The 20,089-nt window shown below is 71.0% G+C and carries 19 protein-coding genes; 8 read left to right on the top strand and 11 right to left on the bottom strand.

Translation table 11 applies throughout. The features are described 5' to 3' along the window. Window positions 1-3: 3 nt before the first annotated feature. Together KZQ38_RS07450 and KZQ38_RS07445 are read right to left on the bottom strand one after the other, a co-directional pair. Window positions 4-1,335 carry an O-antigen ligase family protein gene (locus KZQ38_RS07450; RefSeq protein WP_219439896.1) on the bottom strand — a complete coding sequence of 444 codons (1,332 nt, stop codon included), beginning with the start codon at window positions 1,333-1,335 and terminating at the stop codon, window positions 4-6. Further along, the gene (locus KZQ38_RS07445) at window positions 1,332-2,276 is read right to left on the bottom strand and encodes a hypothetical protein (RefSeq protein WP_219439895.1); all 945 of its coding nucleotides are present in this window, start codon (window positions 2,274-2,276) and stop codon (window positions 1,332-1,334) included. The genes KZQ38_RS07450 and KZQ38_RS07445 overlap by 4 nt, the downstream gene beginning before the upstream one ends. 185 nt (window positions 2,277-2,461) lie before the next feature. Between KZQ38_RS07445 and KZQ38_RS07440 the strand changes: the two genes are divergently transcribed. Next, complete coding sequence (locus KZQ38_RS07440) at window positions 2,462-3,316, top strand: TolB family protein (protein WP_308258295.1); 855 nt, start codon at window positions 2,462-2,464, stop codon at window positions 3,314-3,316. Window positions 3,317-3,403: 87 nt separating this feature from the next. Here the strand turns inward: KZQ38_RS07440 and KZQ38_RS07435 are convergent, their stop codons facing one another. The 5 genes from KZQ38_RS07435 to KZQ38_RS07415 form a co-directional block, all read right to left on the bottom strand. After that, window positions 3,404-3,820: an Imm1 family immunity protein gene (locus KZQ38_RS07435; protein ID WP_219439893.1), complete on the bottom strand. Its 417-nt coding sequence runs from the start codon at window positions 3,818-3,820 to the stop codon at window positions 3,404-3,406. Next, window positions 3,790-4,581 (bottom strand): DddA-like double-stranded DNA deaminase toxin, encoded by a 792-nt coding sequence (locus KZQ38_RS07430; protein WP_308258294.1) that lies wholly within the window; start codon window positions 4,579-4,581, stop codon window positions 3,790-3,792. Before KZQ38_RS07430 ends, KZQ38_RS07435 begins: the two co-directional genes overlap by 31 nt. A 256-nt stretch (window positions 4,582-4,837) precedes the next feature. Beyond that, entirely contained in the window at window positions 4,838-6,049 is a 1,212-nt protein-coding gene (locus KZQ38_RS07425; RefSeq protein ID WP_219439892.1) for a rhamnosyltransferase WsaF family glycosyltransferase, read from the bottom strand. Further along, the gene (locus KZQ38_RS07420) at window positions 6,046-7,473 is read right to left on the bottom strand and encodes a lipopolysaccharide biosynthesis protein (RefSeq protein ID WP_219439891.1); all 1,428 of its coding nucleotides are present in this window, start codon (window positions 7,471-7,473) and stop codon (window positions 6,046-6,048) included. The genes KZQ38_RS07425 and KZQ38_RS07420 overlap by 4 nt, the downstream gene beginning before the upstream one ends. Further along, window positions 7,470-8,519, bottom strand: a complete 1,050-nt coding sequence (locus KZQ38_RS07415; RefSeq protein ID WP_219439890.1) for a glycosyltransferase family 2 protein — start codon at window positions 8,517-8,519, stop codon at window positions 7,470-7,472. The genes KZQ38_RS07420 and KZQ38_RS07415 overlap by 4 nt, the downstream gene beginning before the upstream one ends. A gap of 96 nt (window positions 8,520-8,615) precedes the next feature. Here KZQ38_RS07415 and KZQ38_RS07410 point away from each other — a divergent pair, with 96 nt between their 5' ends. Together KZQ38_RS07410 and KZQ38_RS07405 are read left to right on the top strand one after the other, a co-directional pair. Further along, window positions 8,616-9,467: a glycosyltransferase gene (locus KZQ38_RS07410; protein WP_219439889.1), complete on the top strand. Its 852-nt coding sequence runs from the start codon at window positions 8,616-8,618 to the stop codon at window positions 9,465-9,467. Window position 9,468: 1 nt separating this feature from the next. Further along, window positions 9,469-10,710: a hypothetical protein gene (locus KZQ38_RS07405; protein WP_219439888.1), complete on the top strand. Its 1,242-nt coding sequence runs from the start codon at window positions 9,469-9,471 to the stop codon at window positions 10,708-10,710. A 9-nt stretch (window positions 10,711-10,719) separates the two neighbouring features. On the opposite strand, the gene KZQ38_RS07400 is transcribed toward KZQ38_RS07405, so the two are convergent. From KZQ38_RS07400 to KZQ38_RS07390, 3 genes are all read right to left on the bottom strand, one after another. Beyond that, on the bottom strand, window positions 10,720-11,556 hold the full coding sequence (locus tag KZQ38_RS07400) for a transporter substrate-binding domain-containing protein (RefSeq protein WP_219439887.1): 837 nt from the start codon (window positions 11,554-11,556) through the stop codon (window positions 10,720-10,722). A 10-nt stretch (window positions 11,557-11,566) separates the two neighbouring features. Then, a complete protein-coding gene (locus KZQ38_RS07395) occupies window positions 11,567-12,148 on the bottom strand; it encodes a hypothetical protein (RefSeq protein WP_219439886.1) in 582 nt (193 codons plus the stop codon). A gap of 132 nt (window positions 12,149-12,280) precedes the next feature. After that, a complete protein-coding gene (locus tag KZQ38_RS07390; protein ID WP_219439885.1) occupies window positions 12,281-13,480 on the bottom strand; it encodes an MFS transporter in 1,200 nt (399 codons plus the stop codon). 107 nt (window positions 13,481-13,587) lie between these two features. Here KZQ38_RS07390 and KZQ38_RS07385 point away from each other — a divergent pair, with 107 nt between their 5' ends. From KZQ38_RS07385 to KZQ38_RS07375, 3 genes are all read left to right on the top strand, one after another. Beyond that, entirely contained in the window at window positions 13,588-14,367 is a 780-nt protein-coding gene (locus KZQ38_RS07385; protein ID WP_219439884.1) for a WecB/TagA/CpsF family glycosyltransferase, read from the top strand. Window positions 14,368-14,369: 2 nt separating this feature from the next. Further along, entirely contained in the window at window positions 14,370-16,412 is a 2,043-nt protein-coding gene (locus KZQ38_RS36930) for a glycosyltransferase (protein ID WP_219439883.1), read from the top strand. A 96-nt stretch (window positions 16,413-16,508) separates the two neighbouring features. Beyond that, complete coding sequence (locus tag KZQ38_RS07375; protein ID WP_308258293.1) at window positions 16,509-18,077, top strand: serine/threonine-protein kinase; 1,569 nt, start codon at window positions 16,509-16,511, stop codon at window positions 18,075-18,077. On the opposite strand, the gene KZQ38_RS07370 is transcribed toward KZQ38_RS07375, so the two are convergent. After that, window positions 18,074-18,859: an enoyl-CoA hydratase/isomerase family protein gene (locus KZQ38_RS07370; protein WP_219439881.1), complete on the bottom strand. Its 786-nt coding sequence runs from the start codon at window positions 18,857-18,859 to the stop codon at window positions 18,074-18,076. The genes KZQ38_RS07375 and KZQ38_RS07370 overlap by 4 nt on opposite strands. 77 nt (window positions 18,860-18,936) lie before the next feature. On the opposite strand from KZQ38_RS07370, the gene KZQ38_RS07365 reads away from it, so the two are divergent. Both KZQ38_RS07365 and KZQ38_RS07360 read left to right on the top strand, forming a co-directional pair. After that, complete coding sequence (locus KZQ38_RS07365) at window positions 18,937-19,404, top strand: GNAT family N-acetyltransferase (RefSeq protein ID WP_308258292.1); 468 nt, start codon at window positions 18,937-18,939, stop codon at window positions 19,402-19,404. Window positions 19,405-19,560: 156 nt separating this feature from the next. Continuing rightward, entirely contained in the window at window positions 19,561-20,052 is a 492-nt protein-coding gene (locus tag KZQ38_RS07360; RefSeq protein WP_308258291.1) for a LuxR C-terminal-related transcriptional regulator, read from the top strand. The last annotated feature ends 37 nt before the right edge of the window (window positions 20,053-20,089 follow it).

Raw genomic sequence — 20,089 nt, 5'->3', positions numbered from 1 at the left:
GTGTCAGCCCGTGCCTTCCGCGCTTTTCGCGTTTTGTCGGGTTTGCGCGGCTTCAAGCCGCGCGATCCGCAACATCGCCCCCGAGAGCCCGATCATCGCGAACACCATGCCGGTAGCCACGCTGAAGCCGAGCAGGTCGAACGTGATCGCCGCGATACCACCCGCGAGAACCGCCGACAGGACGCACGCCGCCAAACCCCGGAGGTGGTCGTCCCGGCTGATCATCCGGACCCGCACCACCGCGAAACCCGCCGCCAGGAACATGCCGATCAGGGCGAACAGGCCGAGGTAGCCGTTCTCGATCAGCGTCAGCAGGAACTGGTTGTCCAGGATCGTGTACTTCGTCGGCAGGAACGTCCCGAACCCCCGGCCCAACAGCGGGTTCTGGTCGATCTGCTCACCCGCCGCCGCGTAGTCCGCGGTGCGGGCCTTCACGCTCGGGTCGTCCTCGATGTTGGAGAACATGCCGCGCAACGTGCCGAACAAGCCCGGCACCACCAGGCTCGCGCCGAGGAAGAACCCGCCACCCACCACCAGCGCGGTGACCTTGCGCTTGCGCGGCAACGTGATGATCATGACCACACCGGCCACCACCATGCCCAGGATCGCGGTCCGGGACAGCGCGGTCATCGCGCCCAGGCCCACCAGGGCCAGGCAGACCAGCCACCGGACGTGCGGCGTCCCCTCGTCCCGCGCCTTGAACACGTAGTGCGTGCCGAGCGGCACGGCCATCGCGCAGATCAGGCCGAACTCGATGGGGTGGTTCGTGGTGCCGGTCGGCCGGCGGAAGATCGATCGCGTCTCCATCACCGCGTAGCCGTTCTCCTGCGCGCGGAGGCCCGGGAGGCTGACGTACCCCGCCAGGTCGATGCCCAGGCCGAACTGCGTCAAGCCGACGAAGGCGATCACCGCCGAGCACGTGAGGATCAGCTTGAGGACCTTGTCCAAGCGCTCCCTCGTCCGCACCGCGTCGCAGATGAAGACCGCCACGCTGAGGGAGGCGACGATCCGGATGATGCTCGAATCGGCGACCGTCAGCTCGTCGATCGGGAGCCAGCGGCGGGTCGCGACGCCGTACGTCGCGAGGTGCGAGGCCAGGTAGAGGGCCACCGCCGTGCGGACGATGTTGCGGCCCTTGCCCATGCCGAGCGTGTCGACCATCTGCGTCGCCAGCCACAGGACGCCCAGCAGCAGGGCGACCACCAGCGCGGGTGGCAACGTCATCGGCACGAACGAGAGGACCAGGCGTGCCGGGATGATCAGCAGCGCCAGCAGGTAGACGCAGACCAGGGTCGCGCCATCCGCCCGCTGTTTCGTCCTGAGCCGTTCGGTCAACGTCTGTCTTCGCTGCTCGGCCAGGTGGGTTTGTGGGGGGTGGTGGCGCGCGGCGCGTTGTTCGGCGGGACCGGTTGGCCGTTCTGGGGAGGTTGGCCGTTCCGGAGGGGCACCGCGATCTTCACGGTGCGTTCGCTGGCGGTGGGTTGCTTGGGTTGGACCTTCACCGTTTGTTCACTGGCGGTGGGCTGTGCGCGTTGCTCGCCGGCTGTGGGCTGTGCGCGTTGTTCGTTGGCCTTGGGCTGTGCGCGTTGGTCGCCGGCCGTGGGTTGTGGGTCGCCGGTGGCCTGCGCGCGGCCGGAGGAGCGCCGCTTCAAGTGGTTCGCGATGCTGTCGGTCCCGAAGGTCGCCGCGGTGGTGAGCAACAACAGCAGCACGAACGCCGCGCCCGCGTACCGGACCTTGCCCCCGATCTGCGCCTCGGCCTCGGTGGGGTTGACGATCACCTGGGACGTGATGAACGTCGACTCGGGCGCCTTGAGCTTGCGCTGCTGGTCGTCGAGCTGCTTCGCCGCGAACTCCATGACCGTGGTGACCATCTTCTCGGCCGCCGCCGGCGAGTCGCTGTCACCGGTCACGAACAGGAACGGGCCGTTCTGCCCACCACCGGTCGCCGTGTAGTTCTGCGGTGAGTCCTTGGTGATGCCGAGCTGCTCGCGGGTCTTCGGGTCGGCCAGGATCTGCGCCAGGATCTGGGACGTGGTCGACAGGCTGGCGTCGAAGGCGAGTAAAGGGTTGATCTTCACCGCCTCTTCGGGCGTGACCTTCTGCGAGAACGTGCCACCCGCCGCCGGCGTGGTCAGCACCATCACGCCCGTCGACTGGTACCGGGTCGGGATCGACAGGAAGATGCCCGCAGCCACCGCGACGGCGACCAGAGCTGACGGAACGGCGATGTACCAGCGCCTCCGCAGCGTCCGCACGGCGCCCCAGAAATCCATCCGCTCCCCGATCCACGTTCACCCCGAGCAGGTGTTGTTACTCTGAAATCGGCCGACTTGCGCCTTGTCGTTACAGGTGGTGATGGACTTTGGGCTCGCGGCGCGTCGCGCTCGCCATCGGTGCCATCGTACTGGTCGTCGCGGCCGGTGTGGTGTATGTGGCGTCGGTCGTTCGAGATCAACCGGTGGCCCCCGTGGCGGCGGCCGGGGCGGATCTGATGTTCGTGGAGCTGGCCGACGGCCGCAGCCGGGTCGAGCAGGCCGCGCTGGCGGCCCCGGAAGCCCGCAGCGGGACCGATCTGACGTGCCAGCGGGTGTACCGCGCGGCCGGGACGACGGTGTGCCTCAAGCTCGCCGGACCCGGGCCGACGTACGCCGCCGAGGTGACCCGCGGTGGCGAGGTGCGGAAGGTGCCCCTGCCGGGCGTGCCCAGCCGGGCGAAGGTCTCGTCGTCGGGTCAGGTCGTGTCGTGGACGTCGTTCGTCACCGGCGACTCGTACCTGGTGCCCGGCGGGTTCTCCACCCGCACGGGGTTCCTGGACCTGAGGACGGGGGAGGACGTGGAGTCCCTGGAGGGCTTCACGGCCGAGGTCGAGGGGAAGGTCCACACGGCACAGGACGTGAACTACTGGGGCCTGACCGTTGCCTCGGACGACCGGACGTTCTACGCCACCCTGGCGTCCGGCGGGTACACGTGGCTGGTCAAGGGCGACCTGGTGGACCGGAAGCTGACGTCGTTGCGGCGTGACGCGGAGTGCCCGTCGCTGTCACCGGACGGCACGAAGATCGCCTACAAGAAGCGGATCGGGCGGTTGGGGCCGTGGGATCTCGCGGTGCTCGACCTGAAGACGGGGGAGGAGCGGCGACTGCCGGGCACGGCGGGAGTCGACGACCAGGCCACGTGGTTGGACGACCAGCGGATCGCGTTCGCCGCGGTGCCCAAGGGGTCGAAGCTGTCGGCGATCCACGTGGTGCCGGTGGACGGGTCGGCGGCGGCTGCGCTGCTGATCCCGGATGCTGCTTCGCCGTCGCCGGTGTGAGGATGGAAAACGACGCTCGCTCGGCAGACCGCCAAGGATGACGTTACAAGCGGGCTGCGTGTCGTTGTTCGGGACGGGCCGGGGTGGTCATGGCCGGCGTACCTGCCAGTCGGTGACGGTGGGCCGGTTCCCACCCGTGGTCATGTACTCGTGGGCGGCCCGGCGCACCACGTCCAGCGGGATTTCGGAATCGGCCGGGTATTCGGTGTCCGAATTCATGTAGTAGTACAGGATTGTTTCGACCGGACTCCGGTCCGGGCCGGGAGCGCCCTGGCTGAACCACGCGCCACCGTCGCCCGAGTAGTAGAGCGCACCGCGCCCGGCCTCACCGTGAACACCGACGTTGAACACCGCACGCGCGGGATTCGCGGCCACGTACACGTCCACGATGATCCGACCGGGCCAACCGGCCACGATGTCCAGGGCGGCGTCCAACTCGGCCGGGTCGCGGACGATGGTGGGTTCGTCGCTTTCTAGGTCGTACCAGAGTTCCAGGTCCACCACGGCTGTGCTCCTCTGTAGCGGACGCGGGTGCGTGTCCCGTTGGCGTTGATGCCGTACACCGTCAGTGTGGCCCCCTCGGGGAGAAGGATCGGAACGAGGGTGTCACAGTTCATCCGGCCTTTGCACGGGACGTGGTTGATCACCACGGTTGCGTGTTTGATCCCGTTCGCGGCCATGTCTGCGGCCAGTTTCATTTCAACGTCACCGGAACGGAGGGTTCGGCTGGGCAGTCCTTTCGCCGCCAACTGTCGTTCGGCCAGGTCCGATCGCGCGTCCTTCCCGCTGGTGATCGGTCGGGCCTGGCCGTCCGGGCCTATCCACCGGCCGTGAGTCCTCTGCCCGGTACTGGGCACGACCGGCGGGGGCAGCTCGCGCCGTAGCTGTTCGATCCGCTCGGGCGGGTCGTCGGGTTCGGACTGGTGGGCCGGGGGTCGTTGGGGCGGTTGTGCCGGTTGTCGGGCGTCCAGCCCCGGTGTCGGCGTGCCCTGGGCCGTCAAGCGGTCCGCGTAGCCCTCAGCGGCTCTGATGGCCTCGTTGAGCAGCGGCCACAGGTACCCCTTGCACCCGTCCGCCACTTGCGTCAACTGCGACAGCATCGCGGCCACCTCGGACTCCAGGTGAGTCGAGCCTTCCAAGGCGCGGGCCAACATGGCGTGGGCTGCCCCGGCCAGGTCTTCTGCCCGTTCCAGTGCCGTCCGTGCTTGCTCGCCTTTTGCGCACGCTGCCTGAATCCGCGCGATCACACCCCCGACCGACACCACACCGCCCCCTCTCCCATGGCGTCACAGTGTCACGATGGGTGATCAGACAGCGACGCCCGTAGGATGGCGTGTTGCGTTGTGCTAGTAGTGACAACAGCGGCCAACCCGTGTTCCCGTGGGATCACCGCCCGGCCGCTACCCGCGACACCAGGCCACCCCTGGTCGTCACAGGACACGCTGACCAGCGAGTGCAGGTCGGCCCAGGTTACCCGAGCCGCCATACGGGGATGACACGCAGCAGGGTGGCGGTGTGGAGCTAGGCGTTTAGGTGCTGTCTGAGTACCTTCTCCAGTTTGTGGCCCGCGGTGTCCCAGGACCTGGTGGTTACGCTGGTTGCCGCTGTTTTGGCGGTTGTCGCGTGGTTCGGTGCGGTTACCACGTCGGACAGTGCGCGGGCCAGGTCGTGGGGGGTGGGGGGCGCGTAGCGGACATGGGGGTTGTCCAGGACGACTCGGTTGTGCTCCGCCTCGTTCACCACGGGGATGCAGCCCGCCGCCAGCATTTCGTGCGGCACCAGGGAAACGTTGGTCATCGACAGCGTCAGGCCCGCGTAGCAGCGGTTGTAGATGGTGTTGAGCTGGTCCGGCTTAACCAAGCCGTGGTCGATGTGGTTCCTGCCGATCGAGCCGATCTTCTCGCCGTAGGTGTGGATCTTGATGTCGGGGTGCCGCTCGGCGAAGACCTCCAGTGCCAGCAGGCCGACCTCGATGGCTCGGCGTGGTGCCAGGCGGCGCGCGTAGAAGACCACCCCGTCGCGCTTCGCGCCTTCCTGGAGGTGGTAGCGCTCGGTGTCGCAGCCGAAGTCGAACCAGTCGGCGGACATCCCGAGGTCCGCGTGCAGCTTCTCCGCCAGGAAACGGCCCGCGGTGAAGCCGTGGAAGCCCATCCGGTAGGTGTTCTCGGCCAGCGCCGACAGCCCGCCCACCGGGAAGAACCACGGCTCGTAGTCCTGCACCAGGTAGAACCGCTTGCCGGCGCACGGGTCGTTGAACGCGGGGTAGGCGGTCATCCAAGCGGTGGCGAAGACGGCGTGCGCGTCGGCCATGCCGGCGGTCACGTCCCGCACCTCGCCGCGGAAACCGGGGTAGGCGGCGCGGATCACCGGCTCGTGGTCGACCGCGCGACTGCCGTACACGTCGTACAGGTACAGCCGGCAGGTGTGGCCCGATCGCTCCAGGTGCTGGATGAGCCGGAACATCGTGGTGTGGCCGCCGGAGTTGGGTGCCGGCGGGGTGCTGATCCAGTTCACCGTCAACGAACCGTCCGGTGGGACCGGGAGGGCATGAGCAGGCGGCCTGGGACGGGTGAGGTCGGCCGCCCGCACGTCCTCCAGGCGCACCGGGAACACCTCGGCCTCCGCGCCCAGGCGTTTCGCCGCGTGCCGCAGGGCCCGTGCGCCCAGGTGCTTGACGCCCTGCTCGCGGACGATGCGCGACACCTGGTGCGCGCGCCGCTGGAATGCGCTCAACGCCGACCCCTTCGCAGCAGCCCCAGCGCCTCGTGGCGGAGGGGGAAGACGACGGCGGTGTAGGCCGCCAGTGACAACGCGCCGCCGATGACCAAGCGCCACAACGGGTCCGTCACGAACCACTGCACGGCCAAGGCGACGGCGACCATCGCCGCGCCGCCCGCCACCGGTCGGGCCACGGCCGCACCCAGGGCACGCGCCCGCAAGCCGTACGGCCGGAACGCGACGAGGTAGGCGGGCACGATGAAGACCAGCACCACGAAGCTCTGCGCGAGCGCGACGCCGCGGATGCCGTCCAGGTGCGCGCCGAGCGCCAGCAGGGGCGCCAGCGCCGCCAGCCAGATGACGTGGATCACCAGGATCGCTCTCGACCGGCCCGCGCCGGCCAGGTAGTCGTAGCCCAGTTCGAGCGCCACGCGCATGGCCCCCAGCAGCACCAGGGCGGCGAGCGCGGCGGCGGCGGGAGCCCACCGGTCCCCGTACACGGTGCGCACCAACGGGTCCGCGAGGGACGCCAGCAGGACGCAGGCCGGGACGGTGAACAGGGCGAGCAGGCCGAGCGCGCGGGCGAACGTCCGCCGGAACAGGTCCGGGTCGTCGCGCACCTTCGAGAACGCCACCAGCGACACGCTGCGCACCGGCTGGGAGAACGCGCCCACCGGCCAGTTCGCCAGGTTCGTCGCCAGCAGGTAGTACCCCAGCGGAACGGTGCCGAGGAGGCTGCCGACGATGATGCCGTCCACGTTGAGGACGCCGAACACCAGCAGCGACGCGCCCGCCAGCGGCAGGCCGAAGGCCAGCACCTCGCGGGCCCTGGCCGGGTTGAAGCCGGGGCGGTAGCGCTCCTTGGTGAAGGCGAACATGACCACCGCGGCCGTGAGGTTCGTGGCGATCCTCGACCACGCGAGGCTCCACGCGCCGAAGCCGAGGAGGGCCAGCACGACGACGACCGCGGTGCCCACGACGAACGCCGAGGTGTCCGCCGCGAACTTGTGGTCCTGGCGGAACTCCCGTTGCAGCAACGCGCCCGGCACCGCTGACGCGCCCGCGATCACCAGCGCCACCGACATGAGCTGGATGACGCCGGTCGCCTGCGGGGTGCCCATGGTGTCGGCGAACCACGGCGCGCCCACCACGCACACCAGGCACAGCAGGCAGCCGGACAGCACGGACAGGGTGGTGACGGTCGGCGCGATCTCCTCGACCGGCTCGTCGGTGCGCACGAGGGCGACGCTCACGCCCATCTCGCTGACGCTGAGCACGATGTTGAGCACGACGAGGGCCACGGCGAAGACGCCGAACTGCTCGGGCGCGATGAGGCGCGCGAGCAGGACGCCGACGCCGACCTGCGAGACCCGCTGCACCAGGCTGTTGACCGCGCTCCACCGGATCGCCCGCGTGACCTCGCCCTCCAGGGTGGTCACTGGCCGCGCCACTTCCAGACCTGCTTGCCGACCAGGCCGCGGCCGCGCTTGGCGAGGTGCGCGCCGACGAACAGCTGGGTGCGGCTGCACAGCTTGGGGCCCAGCGCCTTGCGCCGCCGCAGCGCCCGGTACTCGGGCAGGTGCTCGGTGTGCGCGTAGACCGCGCGGGCGAACGCCACCAGCTCCTCGGTGGGGATCTCCGCGAGCTTGTCCCGGTCGTACGCGCGAACGGCACGCCACAACGCGTCCTTCGCGATGGACCGGTCGGCCAGGTGCTTGAGGCGTGGCGGCAGGTCGGGGTGCTCGGCGAAGAACCGCTCGAACACCGCCCGCCGCTGCTCCAGGTCGGCGAAGACCGAGGAGAACTGCGTGCGGAACATGCTCTGCTGGTGCACGCGGTAGAAGGCAGCGGGCTTGCCGCGCACGTAGCCGATGTCGGAGACGGCGGCGATGCGCATCCACATCTCCAGGTCGCCCGCGTGCGGCAGGTCCGGGCGGTAGCCGCCGACCTGCTGCTGCACCGACGTGCGGACCACGGCTTCCGGTGACGACAACACGTTCTGCCCGGTGCGGCAGCGGTTCTCGATCCAGTCCACACCGGACCAGACGGTGTGGCCGGCGGGCGGCGTCACCACCGAGGGCAGGTCGTCGTGGTCGGAGTAGTACACGACGCGCCCGTACACCATGCCGACGTTCGGGTTGGCCTCGAACACCTCCGCCGCGCGGGCGAGCGAGCCCGGGGCGAGCAGGTCGTCCGCGGACAGCAGGACCGTGTAGTCGGCCTTCGCCCACTCCAGCAAACCCTCGTTGTAGGTGGCGATGTGCCCCTGGTTCACCTCGTGCCGGCGGCCCTCGACCCGGGGGTCCTCGGTGAGTTCGGCCATCACCTCGGGCGTCTCGTCGGTCGACGTGTCGTCGATGATGAGCACCCGGACGTCCACGCCCGGTTGGTCGAGCACGCTGCGCACACAGGCGCGGAGGAAGCGCGCGTAGTTGTAGCACGGGATGACGACGTCGACCGTAGGTCGTGTCGGGGCTTCAGTCACGTCCTACACATCGGTCCCCGCGACGGAGCGTTAGCAGGCGATCGGATAACGATGACCGCGCGATCCCGATGTACGGGACAACGGGAAGGGGACGTGATGGACCACGTCATTCTGACGCGCTTCAACCTGCCGTCCGTCGGGGCCGAGAGCGTCGTGCGGGCACGTGAGGGCTGGTTGACCGAGCGCGTCGGGTTGTTCGAGCGGTACTGCCTGCCGTCGGTGCGCGCGCAGACGTCCGCGAACTACCGGTGGATCATCTACTTCGACCCGGAGAGCCCCCAGTGGCTCAAGGACCGGATCGCCTCGCACGGCGACGCCTACACGCCGGTGTTCCGCGAGCAGGTCAGCCGCGACGAGCTGCTGGAGGACATCGGGAAGCTGTTCCCGGTCAAGGGCGACGGGCTGATCACCAGCAACCTGGACAACGACGACGCGCTCGCCGCCGATTTCGTCGCCCGGCTCCAGGCGGACCGCCCGACCGGTGGCCGCACGGCGCTCTACCTGGCCAACGGCCTGGTCAAGAGTCCCACCGGGGTGTACGCGCACCACGACAAGGACAACGCGTTCGCGTCCATGCGGGAGCCCTGGGACGACCCGGTCACCTGCTGGGCCGACTGGCACAACCGGCTGCACCGGCACGGCCGGTGGGTGTCGCTGGGTGGCGCGCCGGGCTGGCTCCAGGTGGTGCACGGCGGCAACGTCAGCAACCGCACGCGTGGCCGGCTGGTGTCGCCCGCGCCGTACCGCGCGTTGTTCGGCGACGCGCTGGACGACGTGGCCGAACCGGACCGGCGGGTGCTGGCGCGGGACCGGTACGTCGGCCACCCGAAGCGCGTCGCGCGTGACGGCGCCCGGTACCTGGCGAAGACCGCGGCGCTGAGGGTGCTCGGCGCGGACGGCTTCGAGCGGGCCAAGCGGATCATCGCGGCACGCGGTCGGGCGGGCTGACGTGTCCCGACCCCGGTTCCTGCCGGTCCTCGTCCTGCTCACCGCCGCGTGCACGGCGGAGGCCGAGCCGCCGCCCGCGCCCGTGCCCGCTCCGGTGGTGGAGCAGTACCGCAAGTGGCCCAACGGCCCCAACCCCACCGGCGACCCGAACGTGTTCCCGATCAACGTCTGGATGCAGGACCCGTCCTCGGTCGAGAACGGCGTGAAGCTCGGGACGGCCTACCCGGCGATCGGCATCGGCGCCGGCCTCGGGCTGTGGGAGGACGAGTGGTGGTACCTGCGGCGGGAAGGGCTGGTCGAGACCGGCTGGCGGGTGTACGTGGACGCCAAGCGCGTGGACGACGTGCTGCGGGACACCGAGCACGCGCGCAACTACGTGGGCTACCTCGTGGCGGACGAGCCGGACATGAACAAGGTCTACGGTGACGTGTTCCACCCGGACATGCAGCCGTCCGCGATCCTGGCCAAGGCGGACCGGACGCGGGCCCAGGACCCGACCCGGCCGACGTACCTGAACTTCGGCGTGTGGATGGGGACCCCCGGCGGCGGCGTCGGGTACGGCCACATCGAGAAGTCGTACGAAGAGGACATGCGCACGTACTGCGCCGCCGCGGACATCGCGTCCGCCGACTACTACGGGTGGACGCACCCGGACCGCGGTGACCGGGTCGGTGCGTTCAGCTACGGCGAGGTCCTCGACGTGATGCGGAAGTGGTGCGGCCCGGACAAACCGCTGTACGGGTTCGTGGAGACGGGGCACCCCCACGACAAGGGCGAGACCATCACGCCGGACCAACTGGAGTCCGCGGTGTGGAACACCGTCCTGCACGGGGCGACCGGCATCAACTACTTCGCGCACAGCTTCTACCCGGAGGGCAGGGGTGAATACTCCAGCGTGCTGACCAGGCCGGAGATCACCGAGCGGGTGAAGGCCGTGAACGCGCGGTTGACGTCGCTCGCCCCCGTGTTGAACGCGGCGAGCCTGCCGGGCGTGACGGCGAGGAGCGACCACGACGTCCCGGTGTCCGTGCTGCACAAGCAGGCCGAGGGCGCGCGTTGGGTGCTCGCGCAGACCGACGGCAACACCGCGCTGCCCCGCAGCGGCGCCGCCCGGGTCGAGATCACCGTGCCGGTGCGCTCCGGAACGGCCGTGGTGGTGGACGAGAACCGGACCGTGCCCATCGAGAACGGCCGGATCGTCGACGCGTTCGGCCCGTACCAGGTGCACGTGTACCGGTTCTGACCACGTCGGCTACGGGCACGGGTCGAGCCGGTACGGGTTCGGCTTGTGCCCCTCGACGGGGAGATCACCGAAGTTGGAGCGGAAGAACTGGTCCCACGCGCCGTTGGTGATGAACTCCTTGATGCCCTCGGTGATCCGCTCGCACAGCGCCCGGTCGCCCTTGGGCAGGCCGACGCCGTAGCGCTCCTGCGTGCCGAACGTCAGGTCCAGCACCTTGAGGCCCGGCGTCTGGTGGGCGAAGCCGCGCAGGATGATCTCGTCGGTGGACGCGGCGTCCACCTCCTGCCGCAGCAGCCGGTCCACGCACTGGCGGGTGCCGACCTCGCTGGTCGTGGTCACCTTGCCCTTCAGCGCCCCGCTGGTGAGCTGCTCGTAGGACGTGCTGCCCGCCTGGCTGCACACCGTCTTCCCGGTCAGGTCGTCGATGGTCTTGATGCGCTCGTCGCCCGCGCGGACCATGATGCCCTGCTGGGTCACCAGGTAGGGACCGGCGAACCCGATCTTGCCGCGTCGCTGGTCGGTGATCGAGAACGTGTGCACCAGCATCTGCACGCGGCCCAGTGCCAGCTCGTTGACCCGGTCCGGGATGAGCACGTCCACCTCGACCGGCTCGAACTTCGGCTCGGTGTTGTTGGCCAGCCACCGGTACAGGTCCACGTCGAACCCGCGCCGCTCGTGCGTGTCCGGGTTCAGCACGGCCAGGCCGGGGATGTCGGTGCCGACGCCGACGTTGACCGAGCGGATCAGCGCGCTGCGGCCCGTGGACGTCGGCGACGGGTTGATCGGGCCCTGGCACGCGGCCAGCAGGACCACCGCGGCGAGCACGGCGGGAACTCGGCGGGACATCCTGGTCTCCTCAGTTGTAGAGCACGGCTTCGGTGACGTCGAGGTCCACCACGCAGGCGGGGTCGGGCATGGCCAAGGCGATCAGCACCCGCGCCTCCCGGGCGGTGCCGTCGAGGTCCAGGCGGATCTCCCGGTTGGGCAGCAGGTCCTCGCGGACCGCGTCCTTGCGGCCGTCGCGGACCAGCGTCACGGACAGCCGCGCCGCGCCTACGCAGTCACCGACGGAGTCGTGGTTCACCAGCGTCGGGACGAAGAACAGGTACCGCCGCTCGGGCGGCAGGCCCGGCACCCGGAAACTGGCCTGCTCCCCGTCGGCCATCCGGTCGCCGTTGCCGATGTCGACCAGGTCGGTGACCGGCACGTCCGGTTTCACGACCAGGAACCAGAAGAACGCGCCGGCGATCGCGCCGACCGCGACGCCGACCGCGGCGAACACCCACCGCGGCAGTGGTTTGCGCGGCCTCTCCGCACCCTTGCGGACGGCGGAGTGCTGGAGGCCGAGCAGGGTCACGACCAGCGAGGCCGTGCCGACCAGCAACGACACCGCGTCGGCGATGCCCTGGCCCTTGTTGCCCAACAACAGCAACCACACGACGAACCCCGATACGCCGAGCAGCAGCGGGACCGCCCATAACAGTTGTCTGACCCACCACGGACGCTTCAATGGAGGCTCCGAATCGCTCCGCTGTGAAGCGACCACGATATAGCTTGGGAGGCCCCCGCCTCAGGACATTCGCCAAGCCAGCACGACCGCCACCACCAGTGCCCCGATGGCGGTGTAGACGGCCGTGCCGAACGCCGCGAACTGGAGCAGGAAGCCGAAGCCGACCGAGGAGACCAGGCGGGTGAGGGCCTGCCCCGTCTGGACCACGGACAGGCCCGACGCGCGCAACGACTCGGGCACCAGCGTGCTCACGCGTGCCGACAGCACGCCGTCCGTCGCGGCGTAGAACAGGCCGTGCAGCAGCAGTGCCGCGCCCATGCCGAAGTAACCGCTGCCGGGCGCGAGGAGCAGCACGTACACCGCGAGCAGCAGCACGTGGCCGCCGAGGAAGACCCACCACCGGCCGACCCGGTCCGCGAGCCGCCCGACGGGCGCGGCGGCGGCCAGGAACACCAGTGCGGTGCCCAGCGGCATCAGCGGCAGCGCCGCCTGCGGCACGTCGGTCGCCTTCTGCACCAGGATGAACACGAACGCGTCGGACAGCGTGGCCAGGCCCAGCACGGCCGCCGCGAGCGCCACCTTCCGGTAACCCGCCTCCTTCAACAGCGCCAACCCGGCGCGCACGGAGGGCTTGGGTCCCGGGCGCTTCTCGGCGCGGTTCTCCCGGACGAAGGCCACCAGCACGATCAGCCCGATGACGGCGAAGCACGCGCTGACCACGAACACCGGCCCGGCGACGATGCCCACCTGGTACAGCAGCAGGAACGTCACCAGCGGGCCGAGCAGCGCGCCGACCGTGTCCATGGCGCGGTGCAGGCCGAACGCCGCGCCGAGCCGGTCCGGGGGAGTGGCCAGGGAGATCAGGGCGTCGCGGGGCGCGGTGCGCAAGCCCTTGCCCGCCCGGTCGGCGGCCATCGCCGCGCCGATGCCGAACGCGTTCGCCCCGACCGCCGGGAACACCAGCTTGGTCACGGCGGACAGCCCGTAGCCGACGGCCGCGACCGCCTTGTGCCGGTGGGTGCGGTCGGACAGGTGCCCGCCGACGAGCCGGAGCACCGCCGTCGCACCCGTGTACAGGCCATCCAGGACACCGAATTGCGCGTAGCCCATCTGGAGCGTGAACAACAGGTACACGGGCATGAACGCGGTGATCATCTCGGCGGAGATGTCGGTGAGGAGGCTTACCGTGCCCAACGCGATCACGGTGCCCGGGACCTTGCCCTTGACCCGCTCGGTCGGCCGGGCGGACGCGACGTACATGCCCTCGTTATCGGGTGGGGCCGGTCGTCGTTACCCGAGGGGCGCTCGCGTTGTCGATCACACCGCCGGCCGGTAACGGCGACGCCGCGCAACCCGATGACGCGGTTATGCCGCAGATCCCACCGCCCGTGGTCCGGGTGGGTGCCGTCGACGTGTGGTCCGTCCGCGAAACCGGGGTCGCCGACCACGTCGTCGCGGCCTGGCGGCGGGGCGAGGGCGGCGCGATCGTCACCGCCAACGTGGACATCGTCCGCGCCGCCACCCGGGAACCCGGCCTCGCCGCGTTGATCGCGGAATCGGAGCTGGTGGTCGCCGACGGGATGCCGGTGGTGTGGGCGGGTCGCATCGCGGGTGTGCCGCTGCCGGAACGGGTCACCGGCGCGTCGCTGGTGTTCACGCTGTCCGGCGCCGCCGCGCGGGAAGGCCGCTCGGTGTACCTGCTCGGCGGGAAGCCCGGCACGCCGGAGAAGGCGGCGGACGCGTTGCGGGCGCGGTTCCCGGGTTTGCGCGTGGCGGGTGTGGACTCGCCGCCGTTCGGGTTCGACGCGGACGAGGCGGCGACCGCCGAGACCGTCGCGCGCGCGGTGGCGACCGAACCGGACCTGGTGCTGGTCGGCCTCGGATTCCCCCGGCAGGAGAAGCTGATCCGGTTGCTGCGCGCCGAACTGCCCGCCGCCTGGCACCTCGGCTGCGGCGCGGGCATCCCGATGGCGGCGGGCGAGTTCCGCCGCGCCTCGGGCGTGGTGCAGAAGATGGGTGCGGAGTGGCTGCACCGCCTCGCCCTGGAGCCCCGCCGGCTCGCGAAGCGCTACCTGCGCGACGACCTGCCGTTCGCGTTCCGCCTGCTGTCCGACGCCGTCCGCATCCGCTTCAGCCGGGAGAAGTGACCGTGCCGCTTGCCGTGGTCATCGTGACCTACCACAGCGCCGACGTGATCGAGGAGTGCCTGAGGTCCGTCGCGGTCGCCTTGGAACCCGTGCCGGACGCCGAGGTGATCGTGGTGGACAACGCGTCGACGGACGACACCGTGGACGTCGTGGCCAGGGTCGCGCCCGACGCGCGGATCGTGGCGCGGTCCACGAACGACGGTTTCGCGGCGGGCGTGAACGCCGGGTTCGCCGCCGCGCCGGACCACGACGTGCTGGTGCTCAACCCGGACATCCGCCTGGCGCCGGACGCGGTGCTCGCGTTGCGCGCCGCGCTCGCCCGGCCCGGCACCGGCATCGTCGCGCCGAACCTGCGCGGCGCCGACGGCGAACCGCACCTCTCGCTGCGTCGCGCGCCGAACCCGTTGCGGGCACTGGGTGAAGCCGTGCTCGGCGGCACGCGCGCGGGCCGGTCCGCGGCGCTCGGCGAACTCGTCGTCGACCCGCGTGCCTACGCCTCGGCGGGCACGGCGGACTGGGTCACCGGCGCTGCCTGGCTGGTGTCCCGCACGTGCCGCGCCGCGACCGGCGCCCTGGAGGAGCGGTACTTCCTGTACTCGGAGGAGACCGAGTACATGCTCCGCGCGGGCGACCGGGGTTTCGCCGTCCGCTACGAGCCGCGTGCCCGCGCCGTCCACCTGGGCGGCGAGCAGTCCACGTCACCCGTCCTGTGGTCGATGGCCACCACCAACCGCGTCCGCCTGGTCCGCGAGCGGCGTGGCCGGTTCGCCGCGATCGCGATGTGGTTGGCGGTGCTGCTGAACGAGCTGCTGCGCGTGCCGCGGGAGGCCAAGCACCGCCGGGCGATCGGCGACCTGCTGCGGTGGCGGCGCTGGCCCGCGCGGCCCGGCGCCGGCGGCGGTCCCGGGTGGATCTGCTTCTCCGCCCAGGACTGGTGGTACCACAACCGGGCGCACTCGGACTTCCAGCTCATGCGGTCGGTCGCCGAGCGCCGGAAGGTGCTGGTGGTCAACAGCATCGGGATGCGGATGCCGACGCCCGGCAACAGCACCCACGTGGCGCGGCGCGTCCTGCGCAAGCTGCGCAGCGTGGCGAAGTTCGTGCGGCGTCCGCTGCCGAACTTCTACGTGATGTCGCCGCTGCCGCTGCCGTTCTACGGATCGCCGTTGCTGCGCAAGGTCAACGCCGTCCTGGTGCGCACGCAGGTCCGCCTCGTCGCGCGGGCGCTGCGGATCAAGGCGCCCGTGATCATGGTCACCATCCCGACCGCGTGGGACGTCGTCGCGCCGATGCGCAAGCGCAGCCTGGTGTTCAACCGCTCGGACCGGCACTCGGACTTCCCGGAAGCCGACCGCACGGCCATCGAGGCGCTGGAGCACGAGCTGCTGACGCACGCCGACCACGTCGTCTACGTCAGCCACGCCCTGATGGACGAGGAACGGCACCGCACGGGCGACCGCGCGCACTTCCTCGACCACGGCGTGGACGTGGACCACTTCACCGCCCGCGCGGAGGACCAGTGGCCGGACGACATCCGCGCCGTCGACGGCCCGCGGATCGGCTTCTTCGGCGCGCTGGACGACTTCGTGGTCGACTTCGACCTGCTGGAGCGGCTCGCGGTCGAGCTGCCCGCCGCGTCGCTGGTGCTGATCGGCGACGCCACGCACCCGATGGGTCGGTTCGACCGGCTCCCGAACGTCCACTGGCTGGGTTTCCGGCCCTACGACGCGATACCCGCCTACGGCTCGGCGTTCGACGTGGCGATCATGCCGTGGCAGGACAACAACTGGATCAAGCACTCCAACCCGATCAAGCTCAAGGAGTACCTGGCGCTCGGCCTGCCCGTGGTGAGCACCGACTTCGCCGAGCTGGCCGCCTACCGGGACCGGGTGCGTGCGGCGTCCGGGGCCGCCGAGTTCGTGGAGGCGGTCCGCGTGACGCTCGCCGAAGGCGGGTTGCGGCCCGCGTCGGCGTTGCGCGCGTCGGTGGCGCGGTACTCGTGGCGGTCCCGCGCGGCGGAGCTGGTGGCGTTGGCGGAAGGGTGAGTTCGCCCACGGTGCGCGCGGGTTGTGGCCGCGTGCGGCGTCACGACCTCGCACACCCGGCGGACCGGGGCCGCGCGCGCATCTAGTGTGGGGGGCGTGCAGCCACTGCCCCCGAACGCCCCTGCGCGGATCGGCGACTACACGCTGCTCGCCGCCCTGGGCCGCGGGGCGATGGGCTCGGTGTACCTCGCCCGTTCGCCCGGTGGTCGCCCCGTAGCGGTCAAGGTCGCGCGTGCCGAGCTGGCCGACAACCCGCAGTTCCGCGAGCGGTTCCGCCGCGAGGTCGAGATGGCCCGGTCGGTCGGCGGCTTCTGGACGGCCACCGTGGTCGGCGCGGACCCGGACGCCGAGCGGCCGTGGATGGCCACCGAGTACGTGGTGGGCCCGACGCTCCAGCAGGCCGTGCACGACTACGGGCCGCTGCCGGAGCGCGCCGTGCGGCGGCTCGCGGCGGGCCTGGCCGAGGCGCTGGTGGCGATCCACGGCGCGGGCCTGGTGCACCGCGACCTCAAGCCGTCCAACGTGCTGCTGGCCAACGACGGCCCGCGCGTCATCGACTTCGGCGTCGCCCGCGCCCTGGAGCACTCGGCGTTGACCGAGGCGGGCATCGTGTTCGGCACGCCCGGCTACCTGTCGCCGGAGCAGGTCGTCGGCTCGGCGATCACGCCGCAGAGCGACGTGTTCGCGCTCGGGTCGGTGCTGGTGTACGCGGCGACCGGCGCCGGGCCGTTCGGCGAGGGCGCGACGTCCGCGCTGGTCTACCGGGTCGTGCACCAGGAACCGGACCTGTCCCGCGTGCCGCCGGGCCTGGTGCCGTTGATCGTGCCGTGCCTGGTGCGCGAACCGGCGCACCGCCCGACGCCCGCCCGGCTGCTGGAGCTGATCGGCCCGCCGTCCCACGAGCCGTCGTGGCTGCCCGCGCAGGTGCGCACGCTGGTCGAGCAGCGGCACACCGAGTTGCGCGAGCTGCCCGCGAAGCCGCCCACGCGGGTGCTGCCGGACAAGCCGCCGACCCGTGCGGAGAAGCCGCCGACGCGGGTGCTGGTGGAGGACCCGCCGTCCGCGCCGGACCGGGTGCCGCCGAAGCCGACCCGGGTCCAGGCCGCGTCGAGCCAGGTGCCGCCGGCGATCAAGCCCTACACGCCGCCGGCGCGCAGGACCGGCGTGCGGTACCGGACCTCCCGCCTGGTCGGGCTGGCCTGGGCCACCGCGCACGGCGCCGCCGCGGTGGTGTCGGGCGCGGTCGCGAACGCGACGTCCGGCGCGCAGACCGGCGTGCGGGTCGCGGCGGGCCTCGCGTTCCTGCTGTTCGCCCTGCTCGCGATCCGCCTGCTGGCGGGCGCCACCCGCCCGCCGCTGACCCTCGACATCGGGCCGGACGGGATGACCGTGTCCGGTGACGGCGAGCAGCGGCGGCTGCCCTGGTACGCCGTCTCCCGGGTCAAGGTCGAGGGCTCGGCGGCCCACCCGTGGGTGGTGGTGCGGCTGGTCAGCGCCGCCCAGACCCCGAAGACCCTGGGCCGCGGCAGCTTCCGCAACCACAAGGGGAACCTGCGGGTCTACCCGATCTCCCACGAGCGCTACCGCAAGCGGCGCGAGCGCGACGTGGCGGAGATCCGGTCCGCGCTCGCCTGGTACGCGCCCGACGCCTACGACGCCCGCTAGCGGCCGTTGAACACGGCGTGGCCGGGTCCGTCGGCCAGGAACGACCGCACGCCGTGCCGGAGGTCCTCGGTCTCGAACAGGTCCGCCGCGATCGCCGCGACGTGCTCGTTGGCCTCGGCGACACCGCCGCGCTCGTAGTGCTCCAACACCTGCTTGGTGGCCGCGTGCGCCATCGTCGGCCCGCTCGCGAGGTCCTGCGCGAACCGCAGCGCCGCGTCGTCGAAGCCCTCGTCGGGCAGCACGCGGTTCACCACGTTCCACCGCTCCAGCGTCACCGCGTCGTAGCGGTCGCCGGTCATCACCAGCTCCTTGGCCCGGCCGACCCCGGCACGTGCGGCGATCCGCTGCGTGCCGCCCGCGGCGGGCGTGAGCCCGATGACCTTCTCCACCAGGCCGAACGTCGCCCGTTCGGCGGCCAGCAGGACGTCGCACGCCACGGCCACCTCGAACGCCCACGTCAGGCACAGCCCGTGCGCGGCGAACACGGTGGGGAACGGCAGCGCCGCCACCCGGTCCGGCAGGTCCAGCATCTGGTCGAACAACGCCTTGGCCCGCGTCCGGGTCGGCTGCGCGGCGAACAGGTTGACGTCCACGCCGCCGCTGACCACCCGGCCCTCGGCACGCACCAGCAGGGCGCGGGCGGGCCGGTCCTCCAGGTCGCCGATCGCGGCGTCCAGCAGGTCCTGCAACTCGGCGGTGTAGAGGTTCAACGGGGGAGCGTCGACGGTGAGCACGGCCAGACCCGCCGCGTCCCGCTCGACGCGGACCTGTTGCGCTGCCACGGGCGTGGACTTTACACGCGTCCGGAATGGTGAAAACCAGGTGTCCGAACGGACCAATCGGGTTGAGAATTGCGCATGTGACGACTTGGACCGTTCAGCCCGCACCACCGGACGGCCCGGTGGCGCGTCGACTCGTCCGCACCTACCTGACGGACATCATCGGCCGCTACCACGGCCGCCCGGCGACCCCGGCCGAGGTGGATCAGGCGATCGCCGACGACCCGACCGACGACCTCCGGGCGTTCTTCGTGGGCGCGTTGGCGGGCGTGCCGGCGGGCTGCGCGGGGTTCCGCCTGGTGACCTCGGAAACCGCCGAGCTGAAACGGCTGTTCGTCCATTCGGACGCACGCGGGACGGGTGGCGGAGCAGCGCTCCTGGCGGCGGTCGAGGAGGCCGCCGTCTCAGTTGGTGCTTCCGCCATTCGGCTGGACACCCGCGCTGACCTGGTCGAAGCCCGCGCGCTGTACGCCCGGCACGGTTACCGTGAGGTACCACCCTTCAACAGCGACCGCTATGCGGACCACTGGTTCGAGAAGCGGCTATAGGAGCTATCAGGTTTCGGCATCAGCCGTGTGACCTCTCCCACTTGACAGTGAATAACGCCCCCAGTTGAGTGTGTGGCGAAAGTCGGCCGCGGATATGAAATGGGGATCAGTCCAGTGGCTTTCGCCGTTGAGTTGACATTTCGTGATGCGCGGCAGGTGCGTAGATCCATTCATCTGGCGCATCGCGAATACTGGCGCCCGCTCGCCGAGCAGGGCGTGCTGGTCGGCACGGGACCCTGGGCGGACGGCTCCGGGGTGCTGCTGATCTGCCAGGTCGCCGACGAGGCCGCGGCACGCGACCTGGTCCGCGGTGACCCCTACGTGCGGTCGCAGGCGATCGCCGAGGTGCGCATCCGCCAGTGGCACGTGCTGCTGGGCGTGCCGGAGGGCGAGCGCGTGCCGGGCATGGTCCGGCCGCGTGACGGGCAGAGCGCCGACGCCCGTGCCCGGGAGCCGCTGACGCCGCACGAGCACCGCATCGCGCTGATGATGCTGGAGGGCATGACCAACCGCCAGATCGCCGAGCACTTCTCGGTGTCGACGCGGGCGGTCGAGCTGCACATCACGCGCATCTACCGCAAGCTCGACATCGGCCGGCGGGCCCAGTTGGCCGCCGCCATGCCGTGGGGCCAGCGGTCCTACCTGTAGCCGCCGGTGGCGCGCGGGCGGTCGCCCACCCGCGCGC

Source organism: Saccharothrix obliqua (assembly GCF_019375475.1).
Classification (GTDB): Bacteria; Actinomycetota; Actinomycetes; order Mycobacteriales; family Pseudonocardiaceae; genus Actinosynnema; species Actinosynnema obliqua.
This window is presented reverse-complemented; position numbering and strand designations above follow the sequence as displayed.